Source organism: Metabacillus sediminilitoris (genome assembly GCF_009720625.1).
In the GTDB taxonomy this organism is placed as follows: domain Bacteria; phylum Bacillota; class Bacilli; order Bacillales; family Bacillaceae; genus Metabacillus; species Metabacillus sediminilitoris.
Genome location: NZ_CP046266.1, coordinates 1,700,162 through 1,717,658 on the forward strand (window position 1 = coordinate 1,700,162; position 17,497 = coordinate 1,717,658).

At 36.7% G+C, this 17,497-nt stretch carries 13 protein-coding genes and 2 pseudogenes; 13 read left to right on the forward strand and 2 right to left on the reverse strand.

Features of this window, described 5'->3' with window-relative positions; all coding sequences use genetic code 11:
* The first annotated feature begins 67 nt into the window (after nt 1-67).
* The 4 genes from GMB29_RS08175 to GMB29_RS26960 all read left to right on the forward strand — a co-directional run bounded on the left by GMB29_RS08175 (nt 68) and on the right by GMB29_RS26960 (nt 4,900).
* Nucleotides 68-1,582 (forward strand): spore germination protein, encoded by a 1,515-nt coding sequence (locus tag GMB29_RS08175; protein WP_136351866.1) that lies wholly within the window; start codon nt 68-70, stop codon nt 1,580-1,582.
* Nucleotides 1,579-2,685, forward strand: coding sequence for a GerAB/ArcD/ProY family transporter (locus GMB29_RS08180; protein ID WP_136351762.1), 1,107 nt, complete (start codon nt 1,579-1,581; stop codon nt 2,683-2,685). Before GMB29_RS08175 ends, GMB29_RS08180 begins: the two co-directional genes overlap by 4 nt.
* Nucleotides 2,678-3,892, forward strand: coding sequence for a Ger(x)C family spore germination protein (locus GMB29_RS08185; protein ID WP_136351761.1), 1,215 nt, complete (start codon nt 2,678-2,680; stop codon nt 3,890-3,892). Before GMB29_RS08180 ends, GMB29_RS08185 begins: the two co-directional genes overlap by 8 nt.
* 861 nt (nt 3,893-4,753) lie before the next feature.
* Complete coding sequence (locus GMB29_RS26960) at nt 4,754-4,900, forward strand: hypothetical protein (RefSeq protein ID WP_168733764.1); 147 nt, start codon at nt 4,754-4,756, stop codon at nt 4,898-4,900.
* 111 nt (nt 4,901-5,011) lie between these two features.
* Here the strand turns inward: GMB29_RS26960 and GMB29_RS27815 are convergent, their stop codons facing one another.
* Both GMB29_RS27815 and GMB29_RS27630 read right to left on the reverse strand, forming a co-directional pair.
* Entirely contained in the window at nt 5,012-5,161 is a 150-nt protein-coding gene (locus tag GMB29_RS27815) for a GntT/GntP/DsdX family permease (RefSeq protein ID WP_227551720.1), read from the reverse strand.
* Nucleotides 5,162-5,166: 5 nt separating this feature from the next.
* A pseudogene (locus GMB29_RS27630) lies at nt 5,167-5,481 on the reverse strand (GntT/GntP/DsdX family permease); the annotation flags it as partial.
* A gap of 400 nt (nt 5,482-5,881) precedes the next feature.
* On the opposite strand from GMB29_RS27630, the gene GMB29_RS08195 reads away from it, so the two are divergent.
* From GMB29_RS08195 to GMB29_RS08235, 9 genes and pseudogenes are all read left to right on the forward strand, one after another.
* Nucleotides 5,882-8,080, forward strand: coding sequence for a 5'-nucleotidase C-terminal domain-containing protein (locus GMB29_RS08195; protein WP_136351760.1), 2,199 nt, complete (start codon nt 5,882-5,884; stop codon nt 8,078-8,080).
* Nucleotides 8,081-8,383: 303 nt separating this feature from the next.
* The gene (locus GMB29_RS08200; protein WP_136351865.1) at nt 8,384-9,760 is read left to right on the forward strand and encodes a sigma-54 interaction domain-containing protein; all 1,377 of its coding nucleotides are present in this window, start codon (nt 8,384-8,386) and stop codon (nt 9,758-9,760) included.
* A gap of 21 nt (nt 9,761-9,781) precedes the next feature.
* Complete coding sequence (ablB, locus tag GMB29_RS08205; protein ID WP_136351759.1) at nt 9,782-10,669, forward strand: putative beta-lysine N-acetyltransferase; 888 nt, start codon at nt 9,782-9,784, stop codon at nt 10,667-10,669.
* A gap of 489 nt (nt 10,670-11,158) precedes the next feature.
* Nucleotides 11,159-11,722, forward strand: a complete 564-nt coding sequence (locus GMB29_RS08210) for a TetR/AcrR family transcriptional regulator (protein ID WP_136351758.1) — start codon at nt 11,159-11,161, stop codon at nt 11,720-11,722.
* A 21-nt stretch (nt 11,723-11,743) separates the two neighbouring features.
* Nucleotides 11,744-13,159, forward strand: a complete 1,416-nt coding sequence (locus GMB29_RS08215) for a DHA2 family efflux MFS transporter permease subunit (RefSeq protein ID WP_168733773.1) — start codon at nt 11,744-11,746, stop codon at nt 13,157-13,159.
* A 65-nt stretch (nt 13,160-13,224) separates the two neighbouring features.
* Nucleotides 13,225-13,661, forward strand: a pseudogene (locus tag GMB29_RS08220) (universal stress protein).
* 417 nt (nt 13,662-14,078) lie between these two features.
* Nucleotides 14,079-15,476 (forward strand): lysine 2,3-aminomutase, encoded by a 1,398-nt coding sequence (gene kamA / locus GMB29_RS08225; protein WP_136351757.1) that lies wholly within the window; start codon nt 14,079-14,081, stop codon nt 15,474-15,476.
* A gap of 28 nt (nt 15,477-15,504) precedes the next feature.
* Nucleotides 15,505-15,774, forward strand: coding sequence for a YokU family protein (locus GMB29_RS08230; RefSeq protein WP_136351756.1), 270 nt, complete (start codon nt 15,505-15,507; stop codon nt 15,772-15,774).
* A 381-nt stretch (nt 15,775-16,155) separates the two neighbouring features.
* Nucleotides 16,156-17,493: an aspartate aminotransferase family protein gene (locus tag GMB29_RS08235; protein ID WP_136351755.1), complete on the forward strand. Its 1,338-nt coding sequence runs from the start codon at nt 16,156-16,158 to the stop codon at nt 17,491-17,493.
* Nucleotides 17,494-17,497 lie beyond the last annotated feature (4 nt).

Consider the following 17,497-nt stretch of genomic DNA (forward strand, 5'->3'; position numbering starts at 1 on the left):
TTAGAAAGGAGATTTCCCTTTGACTTTTGCCTTCTTTAAAAATAAGCCATTACAAAATAAAGAAGTTATGAATCACTCTGAAAGTTCTAGCAAAATCGATCTGAATTGCTTGGAAAACCTAAAGAATATTAAAGTCATGCTGGGTGCTCCTAGTGATCTTATTACCCGTACATGTAAAATCGGTGATAGTCATTATCAATGTGTCATTGTCTTTATCGATGGATTAGTAGATAAAGACCTTGTAAACGAGCAAGTCATAAAAAATTTGCAACTTGGTGTAGCAATTTCAAAAAAAGAACTTCCTCAAGATGGGAAGAAACGTTTAAATGAATTAATAAATGAGGTACTCTCAGCAAATGAAATAACCATTGTCAAAACCATTGAGGACATTTTATGTGCAATCCTTTCTGGTGACACTGCATTATTTTTTGACGGAACAGATGAAGCTGTCATTATCGGTAGCAAAGGATGGGAAAGTCGAGGAATTGAAGAACCACAGTCTGAAGCTCTAGTTAGAGGGCCAAGAGAAGGGTTTACAGAAAATATTCGTACGAATACAGTCCTCCTTCGAAGAAGTATTCGTGATCCCAACTTCCGTCTTGAACCATATAAAATCGGCAGGCGTTCGAAAAAAGATTTAATGATTGCTTATGTAGAAGGGATTGTTCATCCTCAAATTTTAGCCGAGGTCAAAAAAAGAATTAAGTCTATTGATATAGACGATGCACCTGAATCAGGCTATATCGAACAATGGATCGAGGATAATTTTTTATCCCCTTTTCCGCAAGTCATGCACACAGAGAGGCCTGACAAAACATCTGCAGCAATCTTAATGGGCAAGGTTGCCATTCTTTTAGATGGCACGCCATTTGTATTAATTGTACCTGTTACATTAATTTCTTTATTACAATCTCCGGAAGATTATTATGAACGATGGTTGATCGGTTCTTTAATCAGATTACTGCGATTTGTTGCTGCTTTTATCTCGTTATTTCTACCTGCATTATATATTGCCCTTGTCTCGTTTCACCAAGGTATGATTCCATCAAAATTAGCTTTTTCTATTGCTGCATCAAGAGAGGGAGTTCCGTTTCCAGCTGTAGTAGAAGCGTTTATGATGGAGGCGACCTTAGAATTGCTGCGTGAAGCGGGGCTGAGATTGCCTAAGCCGATTGGGCAGACGATTGGGATTGTTGGCGGGTTGGTCATAGGAGAATCAGCCGTTCAAGCCGGAATGGTAAGTCCGGTAATGGTCATAGTCGTTTCAGTAACAGCGATTTCATCATTTGCTGTACCAACTTATAGTGCTGGTATTGCATTTCGGATACTACGTTTTGTGACTATGTTAACAGCTGGTATTTTTGGGCTTTATGGCATCATATTAGCTTATATTATGATTAATATTCATTTGGTCAGACTTAAGAGTTTTGGTATTCCATATACAACTCCGTTTGCTCCTAGTTTCGGTAATGATTGGAAGGATTTGTTTTTTAGGGCACCATTATTAATGTTAACGAAACGACCTCGATATTTACAAACAGAAGATGAAACACGGATTCATACAAGGAGGAAGGGTTCTTGAAGCCTTTTGAATATAATGATCAGGAAATTGGACAAAAAGAAGTATTATTTTTAGTTGCAAATATGGTCATTGGCTTTGGTGTTCTTACCCTTCCTCGTTCCATAGTAGAACACACGAAATCCTTTGATGGCTGGATTTCGATTTGTATTGGAGGAATAATAGCCTTATTTTTTACATGGGTTGTCGCTAAATTAACGATGAGATTTCCGAAGAAAAATTTTTATGAAATATCTTCTGCCATTTTAAATAAATATATTGGAGGCATATTAACCTTTTTATTTGCTACCTATTCCATCCTGTTTGTGAGTTATGAGATGCGGGGGGTTGCAAGTATTTCTCAACTTTACCTATTCGACAAAACACCAGTAGAAGTTATTTGTCTCGTATTTCTTCTTGTCGTCATCTATGGTATTTCTGGAGAAAGTATTGTCATCCTTCGAATAAATCTTATGTTTTTACCTATTGTATTATTTATCGTGTTTGTTTTAATGATTATGAATTTAGGATATTTTGAACTGAAAAACTTAAAACCCTTTTTTATTTCAAATTGGAAAGAGATCGCCACCGCTTCTAAAGAAACCGTCTTTTCATTTCTCGGGTTTGAATTTTTACTATTCTATAATGCATTTATAAACAAACCAAAAAATACAAGTAAATCAGCACTTATGGGAATATCTATTCCTTTAGTCCTTTATTTAACCGTTTTTATTTTTGTCATTGGTGTGTTTGGTGTTGATGTTACAAGTAACACTTTATATCCAACAGCGGAATTAGCTAAACAAGTTGAGGTTCCGGGTGGATTCTTTGAAAGATTCGAATCGCTTTTTTTTACAATTTGGGTTATGACCTTATTTAGTACTGCTGCAATGGCTTTTGATATAACCCTTTTGGCACTTGGAGCAATCATGAAAAAAGTAAAAAGAATGCACTTTATTTTCATTTTATCTCCAATTATTTACCTGATTGCCATGTCACCTCAAAATATTTTAGAGGTTGCAAGCTTTGGAAAAGTAATCAGCTATACAGGTATTGTGTTTAGTATGGTTATTCCATCGGTATTACTAACGATTGCGCTAATTAGAGGGGTAAAAGGTGATGTATAAATGTAGTAAATGGATCACTATTTTTTGTATAGGATTCCTTTTATCAGGCTGCTGGGACCAAGTTGAAAGTGAAGAGCGCGGGTATGTAATAGGAGTAGCACTTGATGCAATTGAAAATCAACGTCTTGAAGATATTGAACAGGTAAAAGAAGATTCCTCCTTACAAAATCAAAATGAAGGAAGATTTAAGGCAACCTATCAACTAGTCGTAACGAGTGCACTGCAATCTAGTGGAAGCAGTGATGGACAAGGCAGTGGTGATGCCTTTTTAAATCTTACGTCAACTGGAAATACAATGTTTACGATTACGCGAGATATTGCCAAGCAAACAAGTCGTGCACCATATTTAGAACATATAAAAGTGATCATTATGTCAGAAGAATTAGCCAGAAAAGGCTATTTTTCGAAGTTATTAGATATTTTCTTAAGAGACCATGAAATGAGAAGAGCAACAAAAGTCCTCATATCAAAGGGGGAGGCATTAGAATTATTTCAAACAAAATCAAAAATTGAAAAACTGCCTGTTATCTATATTGATTCCATCTCAGAAAATACATTTAAAAATGCAGAAATGCTGCCTATTACGACGACCGGAGATGTACATGCTTTTTTATTATCAAAAAAAAGCTTCGCCATCCCGACGATTTTTTTGGATGACCAAAATGTAAAAGTAGAAGGAGCGGCTGTTTTTAATAGTGAAAATCAAAAAATGGTCGGTTATTTAACAAAGGAAGAAACAGAAGGCCTTAATTACATAAGAGGAGATGTAAAAGGAGGCGTGATTGAAATCGTAATTGATGGCCAGCGTATGGCAGTAGAAATAAAAGAAGCAAAACGAAAATTCCACGCTGATTTATCCAATAGTGATCATGTTAAGGTCACGGTAAATATTGAGGCAGAAGGGAATGTGGGGGAAACATTTGAAGGATTAGATTTATTGAATCCGAAGATGATTTCAAAAATTGAAAAGGAAGTGGCCAAAAATATTGAAAAACTAGCAGAAGATGTCATCACAAAAACGCAAGAAGACTATCAAGCAGATATCCTTGGTATTGGTTCATATTTACACCAAGACCATTATCAAACATGGAATAAAATAAAAAAGGATTGGGAACAGGGTGAGCATATTTTCTCTAAAAGCAATATTGAAGTAAAAGCAAAAGTAAAAGTTCGCAATATTGGTGTAAATATCGAATCTAACAAATAAAAAAGGAGCTAAACCATGTGGGATACGATAGTAGGAAAACTACCTTCAAAATTAATCATCTTAAATGCATGTCTCTCTTTCTTCATTCCATGGATTCTGTATAGATCTCATCAATCCATACTGAAATATGCAAATCCTCCTTGGAAGGATAATGATAAAAACGATAGCAATTGATCGTATACGTACTAACTTTGTTAATTTTTCTAAAAATGTCGATGAAGGCCAAAATTTAGGGAAATTAGGAAAGAAAAGGTCTTCATAATGGAGATGAAAGCCAAAATTTAGGAAGATTAGGAAAGAAAAGGTCTTCATAATGTCGATGAAGGCCAAAATTTAGGAAGATTAGGAAAGAAAAGGTCTTCATAATGTCGATGAAGACCAAAATTTAGGAAGATTAGGAAAGAAGAGGTCTTCATAATGTCGATGAAGGCCAAAATTTAGGAAGATTAGGAAAGAAGAGGTCTTCATAATGTCGATGAAGGCTAAAACTTAGGAAGATTAGGAAAGAAAAGGTCTTCATAGTGGAGATGAAGGTCAATATTTAGGAAGATTATGAAAGAAAAGGTCTTCATAATGTCGATGTAGGCCAAAGTTTAGAAAGATTAGGAAAAAAAGATCTTCAGACGCATATACGAATACCTATATTAATACGATTTCAGTAGATCCCGATATTCCAATTCCCGGTCATTTATATCAGTCTCCTTAAAAGGTTTAACGTGCAGTATAAATTGTAGAATTCTATGTTTTTTACCTGAAAAATCCAACATCTTGTCACAACTCTTCAAATATTCCCCATTCAGAAACATACTTCATGATCAAGTAGAAAATGATAAGTGGGAATGTAATAAAGGAGGTTAACTTGTGAAAGAAAATAGTGAGCAAACTAGCGAGGGGTTAAATCAATTAATTGAAATCATTAATGCAAAAGGGGATACAGGAGAATTAAATAAAATAGTAGAAAGATCCAATAACGATTTTGTGGACAAAAAGGGCGATGCTAAATCATAAATCGACCAACTCTAGCTGTCGATGTGGTTAGAATTTGGCATTGGCAAAGTGTATTTTATAGAGATAAAACGAAAGGCCTGTGGATGTCCACAGGCCATGTACTAGTTTCGCTTACATAAACAAGCTAAGAATTAAAACAACGGCAAGTCCAACAATCGAGTTGACAAACAGGAAAAGGCCCCATGTTTTAAATGTTTCTTTAATAGATAAGTTAAAGTATTCTTTGAATAACCAGAAAGATGCATCATTAACATGTGTAATCGTATTACTTTTAGCAGGGTTGTGGCAACACGTTGCGCTGCACCAGAATTAACCATCAATTTACCTAAAACGGCACCAAGTCCGATTATGAGTGCTAAGCTTCCAAGTGTACTGCCAAGACCTCCTTTAATAGAAGCCACGACATCTGTTAGTGTTAAACCGTTCAAAATCCCTACAAGTATAGCAGAGATTAAAAGAGCGAGAACACTGTTAAGCTTTACTTTCATGTTTAAAAATAATAGCAATGCGACCCCGAGAATAACCGATATGATCGGCAGGGAATCGGTAATCCAATCCATATGTATTTCCTCCTTAATCATATAATTACAAATATTGCGCTTACAAAATTCTCTAAGATTATTTATGGCGCTTACAAAATGATGTAGTAGTTTACAAAAAACAATAAAATAATAAGAAACAATAAATTAGTTAAATGAACAAATTATAAGGTGATAAAACAGTCTATTAAACTCAATTTTTAATGTCAATTAAAAGATTAAAAGTAAAATTATTGGGAATAATCAGTGAAATGAGAGTTTAATAGATTTTCTTGAAGGAAAAAGGGAATTCTGACAAGAAACAAACATTTTACTTGTGGTAAATTCGACTCATTTATTGTTTAATATACGTTTTTCTTTATTAATTTACATAGGAGTAACATTTACTCAACATAACTCCTGTAAGTTAAATTTTGTAAAAAACGATTTAGGAGGAGAAACAATGGGGAACAAAATAACTAATAAGTTATTATCGTTATCTTTAGTTTTTACATTTGCTGTACCTAGTATTCTATTAAATTTTTCATCTGAAACAAGTGCAGAGGAAATTGCTAAAACTAGCAGTAATGAGATTACTAGTATAGAAGGTTCTTCAGCGAATACTGCAAATCTAAGTGTCCAGTTATTAGGAGTGAATGATCTTCACGGTAAAGTGGATGTAACAGGAACTGTTAGTGGCGTAAATTATGGTCGCATGGATTATCTTGCTGCCTACTTGCGTGAGAGAGAAGCAACGAATCCGAATACTTTAATCGTACATGCTGGTGACATGGTCGGAGGAAGTTCACCTGTTTCAGCTTTATTACAAGATGAGCCGACAGTTGAAATGATGGAATCAATTGGTTTTGATGTCGGAACTGTAGGGAACCACGAGTTTGATGAAGGTGTTGACGAAATGCTGCGTTTAATTAATGGTGGAAATCATGTGAATGGTACACCAAACTATAACGGAATAGACTTTCCAATGGTTGCAGCAAACGTTGAGTATAAAGATTCAGGTGATCTAGTGCTTGATCCTTATACAATTAAAGAAGTTGATGGTGCAAAAATTGGGTTTATTGGGGTAGCTACAATCGAAACACCGAACATGATTATTTCAAAAGGAAATGAACATATTCGTTTTACGGATGAAGCTGAGGCGATAAACAAATATGTACCTGAGCTTCAGCAGCAAGGTGTAGAAGCGATTGTTATCTTAGCTCATGTACCAGGTAACCAGGCAGGTCAATCTGCTTCAGGTGAAATTGCTTCTATTGCAACAAAAGTAAATGATGCAGTCGATGTCATTTTTGCAGCACATAATCATGTAAAGGTTAACGCTGTTGTTGACAATAAATTAATTGTCCAAGCATGGGAATATGGGAAAGCATTTGCAGATGTTGACTTGGAAATTGATCGTCAGTCTGGAGATGTCGTGAAAAAATCTGCTGAGATTGTTGATGTCGTTCAAACAGGCAGTACTCCAGATCCAAAGGTGAATACCATATTAAACAAGTATTTAGAAGAAGTTGGTCCTAAGTTAAACGAAGTAATCGGTGTTGCAGGTTCGGAATTAGCTGGCGGATATGCCCAAAAAGGTATCATTGGCGACAATCCGCTTGGAAACTTAATTGCAGATGGTATGGCAGCTGCGATGGATAGTGACTTTGCATTAATGAATGGCGGAGGAATTCGCGATGATCTTAACGCTGGTGATATTACATGGAATGAACTATTCAATATCCAGCCGTTTGGGAACACATTGGTGAAACTTGAAGTAACAGGAACTGAGTTACGTTCGATTATCAATAGTCAATTTAGCAAGTATGGGCCTGATGTTAGTATTTCAGGGTTTAGCTATACTTGGGATAGTACGAAAGGATCTTTTGGTGAAGTAATCGATATGTATTTACCTGACGGTTCAAAAATAGATCCGAATAAGACATATACAGTAACAGTAAATAATTACATGTATCCACATAGCAGTGACCAATATCGACTTGGTGAATTTGGTGAAAATCCAGTTCAGGGACCAGAAGATTTACAAGCAACCGTGGATTTTGTGAAAAGTATGGAAGGTACGATAACGTATTCTACTGAAGGACGTATTTCTGAAGATTATACAGCGCCAGTATCAACATATACTTTATCTGAGCCAGATAAAGAGAATGGTGAATATTCGAAAGAAGTCCAAGTAACATTATCTGCAACTGATGATGGTATTGGTTTAAGGAAAATCGAATACAAACTAAATGATGGTGATTGGACAAGCTATAACGAGTCATTTACAGTAACAACTGAAGGGGAACATACAGTATTGTTCCGTGCTGTTGATAAGGCACATAACTCTGAAATAAAAACAATTACCTTCACGATTAAACATACAAGACTTAGTGATGTGGCGAATTTGATTAAGGCTAAAGACTTAAATCACGGCCTAGAAACCTCACTTCTTAACCATATAGAAAAAGCAGAAAAAAACGTGCAAGCAGCGAAAGAATTTTCAAATTCTCAGAAGAAATATACTGAAAGCGCGATTTCAATTCTTGATCACTTGAAGGAGAAGGTCAATCATTTGCCAAAGAAACAAGTGACGAATCAAGACAAGAAGAAAATTTTAAAAGCTATAGATGAAGTAATTGATCAATTAAATAATTTTTAGTTAAAATTATACGTTATAAATGTAAGCTTTTTTATTTTAGACAAAATAGTCTTCTCTTATTAGAGAAGGCTATTTTTTTGTATTAATATAGTTTGTCACCAGTATCTATCAAGTAGGTAAGAATCGACATGTATAGTCTTTCTAGTATCCATCCATTTTTAAAGTGAAAAAAGATAGAGAGAATAGTACATTTAAAAGCTTAATAGTAATAAGAATAGAGGGAAAATCTTAGATAACACCCAAGCCTCTAGTTTATAAACGGAGGTGTAGTAATTGATTCTAAAATCATTTGAAACAAAACAGATGCTTGAAGCAATTTTAGAAAGTATTGAAGAGGCGATCCATGCAGTCAATTCTGAGGGGATCACGATCTTTTACAATGGAGTGGCGGCAAAACATGATGGGGTTGAGATCAATGAGGTACTAGGAAAACATGTGCTTACGGTATTTCCGTCCTTAGATAAGGAAACAAGCACACTATTAAAAGTGATTGAAACAGGAAAACCGATCTACCAACAGGCACAAACCTATAAAAATAGTAAAGGACACATGATCGATACAGTCAATACAACCCTTCCGATCAAGGTGGGTGATCGAATTGTCGGAGCTGTTGAGATTGCTAAGGATTTATCGAGTGTAAAGCAGTTATCACAAAAGCTTTTAGAGCTTCAAGAAAAAGTGAATAACCAACGAACAAAACCAACGGCCATCTCAGGAGCGAAATACAAGTGGGATGATATCATAACAACTCATCCTAAAATGGAACATGTAAAAATTCTTGGAAAACGAGCGGCTCAAAGTTCTTCACCTGTCATGATATACGGTGAGACAGGGACTGGGAAGGAGCTGCTTGTCCAATCAATACACAATGCATCGTCACGTAAAAATGGCCCATTTATCGCACAAAATTGTTCGTCATTACCTGAATCCTTACTAGAAAGTATCTTGTTTGGAACGAAAAAAGGAAGCTTTACAGGGGCTGTTGATCGGGCAGGTTTATTTGAGCTTGCACATGGGGGAACATTGTTTCTCGATGAAATTCATACAATGCCGTTAGACTTCCAAACAAAACTGCTCCGTGTTCTCGAAGATGGAGTCATACGCAGAGTAGGTGGGACAGAGTCCTATGTTGTCAATGTAAAAGTCATTGTTGCCATGAACGAACATCCAATCACCTGTATGGAAAAAAAGCTATTACGAACAGATTTATTTTATCGCCTTAATGTGTTTTTTATCGAAATCATCCCTCTTAGAGAACGTAAGGAAGATATTCCCCTATTAGTTCATCATTTTATTAAAAAATACAACTATCAATTTAATAAACTCGTTATTCAAATTGACAGTGATGTCATTAAAAAACTTAAGAAGCATCACTGGTTAGGCAATGTACGTGAATTAGAGCATACGATTGAATATGCAATGAATATGGTTGATGGTGATACAATCAAAATGGAACATTTGCCTGCTTTTTTTGAAAAGCTAGACATTGAAGATAAGCGAACGATCAAACCATTACGAGTAGTAGTTGAGGAAACGGAACGACATTTCATTCAACAAGCATTAGCTGAAACAAATGGCAATATCCTTAAAGCTTCGACTATATTAAAGCTTCCGAGACAAACGCTGCAATATAAAATGAAGAAGTACAATATTCAAGTGATAGGAACCGAGTTGTCATAGGAAGAGGAAGGAGATTTGTATATGAAACCAGCCTATGAAACAAAAATCATCCAAACATCACAGTACACCATACAGCTCTATCTTGATTATTTTAATGAACGTCTTCGCGTCGATCATTACCGGGGAAATATGACAATGATTTTAACAGAACTTGAACAAATCACGAAGCAGCATGCATTTACAAAAGTAATCTTCTTCACTCGCCCAGAACATTGGCAAGTCCTTTTAACAAAAGGTTTTGCCTTAGAAGCGATCATAAAAGGTTTTTATAATGGTACGGACAGCTATATTATGACAGCCTATAAGGATATTGACAGAAGATCAAGTAAGTACTGGATAAAAGAGGATGAACTTCTTCACACAATCCTCAGCAAAGAGAGGAAAAGGGAAGAATCAGATCCTCCGGCAATGTACCATATACGAAAAGCAACATTACAAGACGCAACAAACCTAGCCCAGCTTTATGGAAAGGTGTTTACTGTATACCCTACACCTATGAATGACTCTGAATATGTGTGCAAAATGATCAAACAAGGAATGTTATTTTATGTTGTGGAGTGTAACAATCAGCTTGTTAGTGCAGCTTCTGCAGATGTAAACAGCCTTTATCATCACGCCGAATTAACGGATTGTGCAACATTACCCCAACATCGCAAATATGGCTTAATCAAAAAACTCCTTATTGAGCTAGAAAATGAATTGAAAACGAATGGAATATATTGTGCATTTTCGATTGCCCGGTCCCTATCCTTCGGGATGAACGCAGCATTTTATCAGCTGGGCTATCAATATACAGGAAGGCTAACAAACAACTGTTATATTTTTGATAAATTAGAGGACATGAATGTGTGGGTAAAGGATTTATCATATGAAAAGAGTGCATTTATTATGAATGACAAAACGGATTAAAAATGAAGAAGGAGAGGTCTTCAAGCCATTGGTATAGAATGAAATCGATTAAAATTGAAGATGAAAAGGTCTTCATCCCACCGATGCAGGACGAAACACATAAAATTCATACACAAGAAAGATCCTTCATAAGCCGAGGGTCCTTAATAAAAAGTGAATATAAAAAACAATAAAGGCAGTGTAATTTCATATGAAATCACACTGCTTTTTGTATGTTAATAAGAAAAGGTGTTAGGCAAACTTAACTAATCGAAGGGGCAGAGAGAATTCTAATAATTGATTAACAATGTTCAAATGGAAAGAGAAAAAGCATGTTTTTGAGCCGTTTTTTTCAAAACACGCTGCTTCTTTTTTATAGGTTTAATGTCAATCTCCGCTTAGTTAACAAAAAATTAATATTAAATTTATATAAATAAAGCTTGAAATATAGAAAAAAATTCTGTTAAAGTAATAAACAGACCGGTCGGTATTGAGGAGGTTGCCACGGAAATGGATACAAAATCGCTGATAATCGAAATCGCGACAACACTTTTCCAGCAAAAAGGATATAAGGGTGTAGGATTAAATGAAATCTTAAAAGTATGTTATGTGACAAAAGGTTCGTTCTATCATCATTTTCCAAATGGAAAAGAAGAATTACTTATCGCTTGCCTTCAGTTAATGGAAGAAGCGATTACGAAGGATATCGAGGATATTTTTAATCAATTTCAAACAACTCAAGAAGCCATTCATGCGATGATTGAGAAATTAGTTGATGACTTTGAACGAGAAGGTACGATTACGGGATATACATTTAGCAGCATGGTTAGCGAAATGGCGTCTCTAAGCGAATCAGTCCGAAATGCTTGTTCCAGCTTATACACGAAAATTCAAGAGATATATTCGAACAAGTTAGTAGAGGATGGATTTTCGAAAGAAATGGGTTATTCTATTGCGCTCATGATGACGGCTTTTATCGAAGGTGGAATGATGCTTTGCATAACACAAAATGCAAGTGCTCCACTAAAAACGATATCGGATGTATTACCATATTTATTAAAGGAGAATGAATAAATGAATCAACAAATGAAAGCAATGCCGAATGATCAACAAGCGGCGATGAATCAACAAGTCAAAACAGGGCCGATCATGGCTGCTCTATTAGTAGCAGGCTTTGTCGGACTCTTTAGTGAAACGGCATTAAATATTGCCTTAGGACAATTAAGTCAAATATTCAATGTTGATGCCACAACAGTCCAATGGTTAGCAACAGGTTATTTCTTAACTTTAGGTATTTTAATACCAGTAACAGGTATTTTGATGCAAAAATTCACAACGCGTCAAATGTTTCTGACTTCGGTCATACTCATCCTTGGAGGCACCATTTTAGCAGCATCAGCTCCTGCATTTGGATTACTACTCGCGGGACGTGTTATTCAAGCAGCAGGATTAGCGATTAACTTACCTTTAACGCAAAATGTTATTTTTGCGATCTATCCACCGCATAAACGCGGCGGCGCTATGGGAATTATGGGCTTAGTTATGTTAGCTGGTCCAGCATTAGGTCCAACATTAGCAGGTCTTATTTTAGATACAATGTCATGGCATTATATTTTCTGGTTAACAACACCTTTCTTACTATTTTCTCTGATGTTCGGAATTATTTATTTAACGAATGTTAATGAAGTACGTAAAGTTTCAATTGATGCCTTATCTGTTATTCTCTCAACAATTGGATTCGGTGGCCTTGTTTACGGATTTAGTGTATCTGGTACTGCCGGCTGGACGAGTGCAACGGTTCTTGGATCAATCATTGTTGGACTTATCGCAGTCATTCTTTTTTCAGTTCGTCAAATGAAAATGGAGACTCCTATGCTGAATTTAAGAGCATTTAAATATCCAATGTTCATTCTTGGAGTCGTTATGAGTTTTATCACGTTCTTCAATATGTTGTCCATGCTTGTTATTTTACCAATGTATATGCAAATGGCTTTAGTAATTGCTGCCTTTACAACAGGTCTTATCTTACTGCCAGGCAGCTTACTTAACTGTTTATTAGCTCCAACGATTGGTCGTTTATTTGACAAATATGGTCCGAAAGCGGTTATTACACCGGGAACGATTTTTGTAGTAATTAGTTATGCGATCTATGTACAATTTGGGACAGAAACGGCTTTATGGATGGTTGTAATTACTCATATTGTCATGATGTTAGGTATAGGGGCGGTACTTGCTTCAACTCAAACAAACACGCTTAATTCTCTTCCTAAACAGTATTATCCAGATGGAATTGCGATCACTCAAACGATTCAACAAGTAGCCGGTGCCGTTGGTATAGCGGTAATGGTATCGCTTTCAGAATCAAAACAAGAAAATTACTTAGCAACCACTGGGAATGAATTGCCACAAGCGGCAGCAGCGGGATCATCATTTGTCTTCACAATCGCACTAGTATTAGCGGTAATTAATTTTGTATTGTCTTTATTCATGAAAAAGCCGAAAGAAGCTTAAAGGAATACAACTGATTCTTGACTTAAGCATCTTTTTCAAATCATTATAAGGGGAGTTTATGGGAGATGAATCATTATAAAAGTATTATAGTAGCTGTAGACGGATCAAAAGAAGCCGAATATGCATTTCGCAAATCAATCGATATTGCAAAACGTAACAAAGATTCACTATTAAACATAGTAAACGTCATCGATACTCGTTCATTCGAAGCTTTTGATCGTTCAATTGTTGACCATGCACAGCAGACCTCAGAGGATCTTTTAAATGGTTACAAGGCACAAGCTGAGGCTGAAGGTATTGATAAAGTAAAGGTAGTAATGGAATACGGTTCTCCAAGAAGTATCATTACGAAAGAGGTATCTAACTCAGTTGAAGCTGATTTAATTATATGTGGTGCTACGGGGCTAAATACACTTGAACGTTTCATAGTCGGTTCTGTAAAACTGATGCAATCGTCCGTTCAGCTAAGTGTGATGTTTTAGTTATCCGTACACCTGAGTAATGGCATGAATCTTAATTGGAAATACTTTTTTAAACCTGGGATAGAAAGAACTCAATTTATTCTATCTTTTTAATAATAAAAATGGATTTATCCGTTCATAAAACGTTTAAAGCAGAGCTAATTCATTTCTCCGGATTGCTCTGCTTTTTTATATATCCTTCCGGTACTCTCCGATAGAACGGCTTCCTTAATTAGCTGCCAGTTTTTCTTGAGGTAAATGCCAACTTTCTGGCATCTGCTTTTCAAATGAAAGTTACATTGGTTGCCAAATATTCGGCAGACCTTCGATTTGCCCGGTCTTTTCGGGGAAGAGAAACCCTCTTTTCTTGTTATTACATAAGTGTCAGGATTTTTAAATTAAGTTGGCATACTTCTTGCTTAACTACTTACAAACAGGAAATGAAAGGGGAAATGATCATGATTCATGATTTATATAAACCAGAACGTCATTGGAAAGAGATTGAACTTTGGAAGGATGTACCTGAGGAAAAATGGAATGACTGGATTTGGCAATTAACAAATACGATTCGTACACTTGATGATTTGAAAAAAGTCATTGATTTAACACCGGAAGAAGAAGAAGGTGTAAGAATCTCCACAAAAACAATCCCGCTAAATATTACTCCATATTATGCAGCATTAATGAATCCAACAGATGTAAGATGTCCAATTCGCATGCAATCAGTGCCAATTGGGAAGGAAATCCATAAAACAAAATATGATTTAGAAGACCCGCTCGAAGAAGACGAGGATTCACCAGTTGCAGGGTTAACACATCGATATCCTGACCGTGTATTATTTCTTGTCACAAATCAATGCTCCATGTATTGCCGCTATTGCACACGGCGCCGGTTTTCAGGACAGATTGGCATGGGTGTTCCAAAAAAACAATTAGATGGGGCAATTGAATATATCCGTAACACACCTGAGGTTCGTGATGTTCTTCTCTCAGGCGGGGATGGATTACTCATTAATGACACCATTCTTGAATATATATTAAAAAATCTACGTGAAATCCCGCATGTTGAAATTATTAGAATCGGAACAAGGGCTCCAGTTGTCTTTCCGCAGCGAATTACTGAAAACCTCTGCAATATTTTGAAAAAGTATCACCCAGTTTGGTTAAATACTCACTTTAATACGTCGATTGAAATTACCGAAGAATCAAAACGTGCCTGTGAAATGCTTGTGGATGCAGGTGTTCCGGTAGGAAACCAGGCCGTGATCCTAGCCGGAATTAACGACAGTGTTCCAATTATGAAAAAATTAATGCATGATTTAGTCAAAATCCGCGTCAGACCGTATTACATTTACCAATGTGACCTTTCTGAAGGAATTGGCCACTTCCGCGCTCCCATTTCAAAAGGTCTTGAAATTATTGAAGGACTTCGCGGTCATACGAGCGGCTATGCGGTTCCTACATTTGTCGTTGATGCTCCTGGCGGCGGAGGGAAAATTACGTTACAGCCAAACTATGTGATTTCTCAAAGTCCAACGAAGACAGTGCTGCGTAATTTTGAAGGTGTGATTACCACATATCCAGAACCAGAGAATTATGTTGCGGGTCGCGCAGATGATTATTTTCATGGCATCTATCCAAAACATGACCTTAAACCATCAAAAACTGGAATTACCGGCTTAATGAATGATGAAAAATTCAATCTCGTTCCAGCTTCACTAGAGCGTTATAATCGCAGACAAAATTTCCAACAGAGCCCGACATACTCATCCTTAAAAGAGAAAAGAGAAAAGCGTGATGAGCTGAAGGAGAAAAAATATCAAGCACAATTAAAGAAGGAAAAGAAAGAGGATTAACATGCTTTCAAGGAGGTGCAGCAACTAAATGAAATGTGATTGGTGTGAAGATCCAAATGCAATTGAAATCACTTGCACCGTGTATTGGGAACTTCCAGATGGAACACGTGCCATTGAAATAACCGATACACCAGGTCTGAAATGTCCCACCTGCAAAATGGAGTATCAAACAGAAGCAACAATCGAAGCACTAGAAGACCAGCTTATATTAATCGATACGAAAAAGATTGGAAAAGCGATATCATTTGATCAACTTATGGCACAGCCGAGATTGTTAAAGAGGAATTATTTTAAATAGGAACCGGAAGAATGCTGATAAATCGGTGGACGCGGATATGTTTTGGATTCCGCTGATAAAACGTAGAGATCGCTGATATATTTAGAATTTCGCTGATAAAACAAGAAAATCGTAATATAAATCAGAATTCGCTGATAAAACGAGGAAATCGCTGATATAAATCAGAAATCGCTGATATAATTCAGAATTCTCTGATAAAACGAGGAGATCGCTGATATAAATCAGAAATCGCTGATATAAATTAAATGTCGCTGATAAAACGTAAAATTCGCTGATATATTAGAATACCGTCGATAAAATCGCGAACCCGATAGCTCAATTTTTCAGCACAACCTCTATGATCATTGTCCTTTAGTGTGAAAAAGTTGGAGGGGAAGTCATGTGAAGCGCTCGTTATTGATTAAACCGATGATGAATGATTTTTATCCAACTGCCACCCATGGTGAAGGGATCTATCTATATGATGAGACAGGGAAAAAATATATAGATGGTTCCTCAGGTGCAGTCACAGCAAGTATTGGTCATGCAGTCCCTGACATTATTAATGCCATGCATGACCAAGTAAAAAAAGTATCCTTCGTTTATCGTTCACAATTTACGTCAGAGCCGGCAGAAAAGCTGGCTCAGAAATTAAATGAGCTAATCGGTGCGGATGAGGATTATTGGTCGTTTTTTGTGAATAGCGGGTCTGAGGCGACGGAAACTGCGATGAAAATCGCCATTCAGCATTGGCAGGAGCAGGGGAAAGATCGCAAACAAAAAATTCTCTCGCGGTGGATCAGTTATCACGGCATCACGCTTGGAGCGTTATCCATGTCTGGGCATGTTAAGCGGCGGGAACGGTTTGTCCCATTGCTTGAAGATTATCCGAATGTTACCGCACCCTACTGTTATCGCTGTTCATTCCAGCAAACATATCCTGAATGCCAATTATTTTGTGCGAACGATTTAGAAACAGCTATTAAAAGAATTGGTGCTGAACATATTGCAGCCTTTATTGCTGAACCAATCGTTGGTGCTGCTGGAGGAGTCATTGTTCCGCCACCCGGCTATTATCAGCATATTAAGGGTATTTGTGATCGCCATCAGATTTTATTTATTGCTGATGAAGTCATGACAGGAATTGGCCGAACAGGCAAAATGTTCGGAATGAATCACTGGGGAGTGCAGCCGGATATTATGGCACTCGGAAAAGGGATGAGCGCAGGCTATACAGCCATTGCAGCTGCACTTGTTAGTGAAAAAGTAATGAAGCCAATCGTAAAAGGCAGTGGATCCATTATGAGTGGTCACACTTATAGTGCCAATCCGCAATCTGCTTCAGTCGCTTTAGCGGTTCTTCACTATATTGAAAAACATCATTTAATCGATAAAGTGAAAGAAAAAGGAGAGTACCTTATTGAGAAGCTTCAAGATTTGGCAAAGGACATGAAAATGATTGGAGATGTTCGGGGACTGGGATTGATGATCGGTGTTGAGTTTGTGGCAGATAAAAAATCAAAACGACCATTTCAGCCTACAGAAGATGTGACAAGTAGAGTCATTGAAAAGGCTAGAGATAAAGGGTTGCTTATCTATCCTGCATCAGCAGGTAATGAAGGGGTTAGCGGGGATGCAGTCATAATATCGCCTCCTTTCACCATTACGAAACAGGAAATTGATGATCTAGTTGATATTTTTGAAGAAACCATTTTGGAGATTCAATTTGAAAATTGCTAGAGGC

Bases quoted from the DNA above. Each gene is read 5' to 3' on its own strand.
- GMB29_RS08175 (WP_136351866.1), top strand. From the start codon at position 68: ATGAATCACTCTGAAAGTTCTAGCAAAATCGATCTGAATTGCTTGGAA.
- GMB29_RS08185 (WP_136351761.1), top strand. From the start codon at position 2,678: ATGTATAAATGTAGTAAATGGATCACTATTTTTTGTATAGGATTCCTT.
- GMB29_RS08195 (WP_136351760.1), top strand. From the start codon at position 5,882: ATGGGGAACAAAATAACTAATAAGTTATTATCGTTATCTTTAGTTTTT.
- GMB29_RS08200 (WP_136351865.1), top strand. From the start codon at position 8,384: ATGCTTGAAGCAATTTTAGAAAGTATTGAAGAGGCGATCCATGCAGTC.
- ablB (WP_136351759.1), top strand. From the start codon at position 9,782: ATGAAACCAGCCTATGAAACAAAAATCATCCAAACATCACAGTACACC.
- GMB29_RS08210 (WP_136351758.1), top strand. From the start codon at position 11,159: ATGGATACAAAATCGCTGATAATCGAAATCGCGACAACACTTTTCCAG.
- GMB29_RS08215 (WP_168733773.1), top strand. From the start codon at position 11,744: ATGCCGAATGATCAACAAGCGGCGATGAATCAACAAGTCAAAACAGGG.
- kamA (WP_136351757.1), top strand. From the start codon at position 14,079: ATGATTCATGATTTATATAAACCAGAACGTCATTGGAAAGAGATTGAA.
- GMB29_RS08230 (WP_136351756.1), top strand. From the start codon at position 15,505: ATGAAATGTGATTGGTGTGAAGATCCAAATGCAATTGAAATCACTTGC.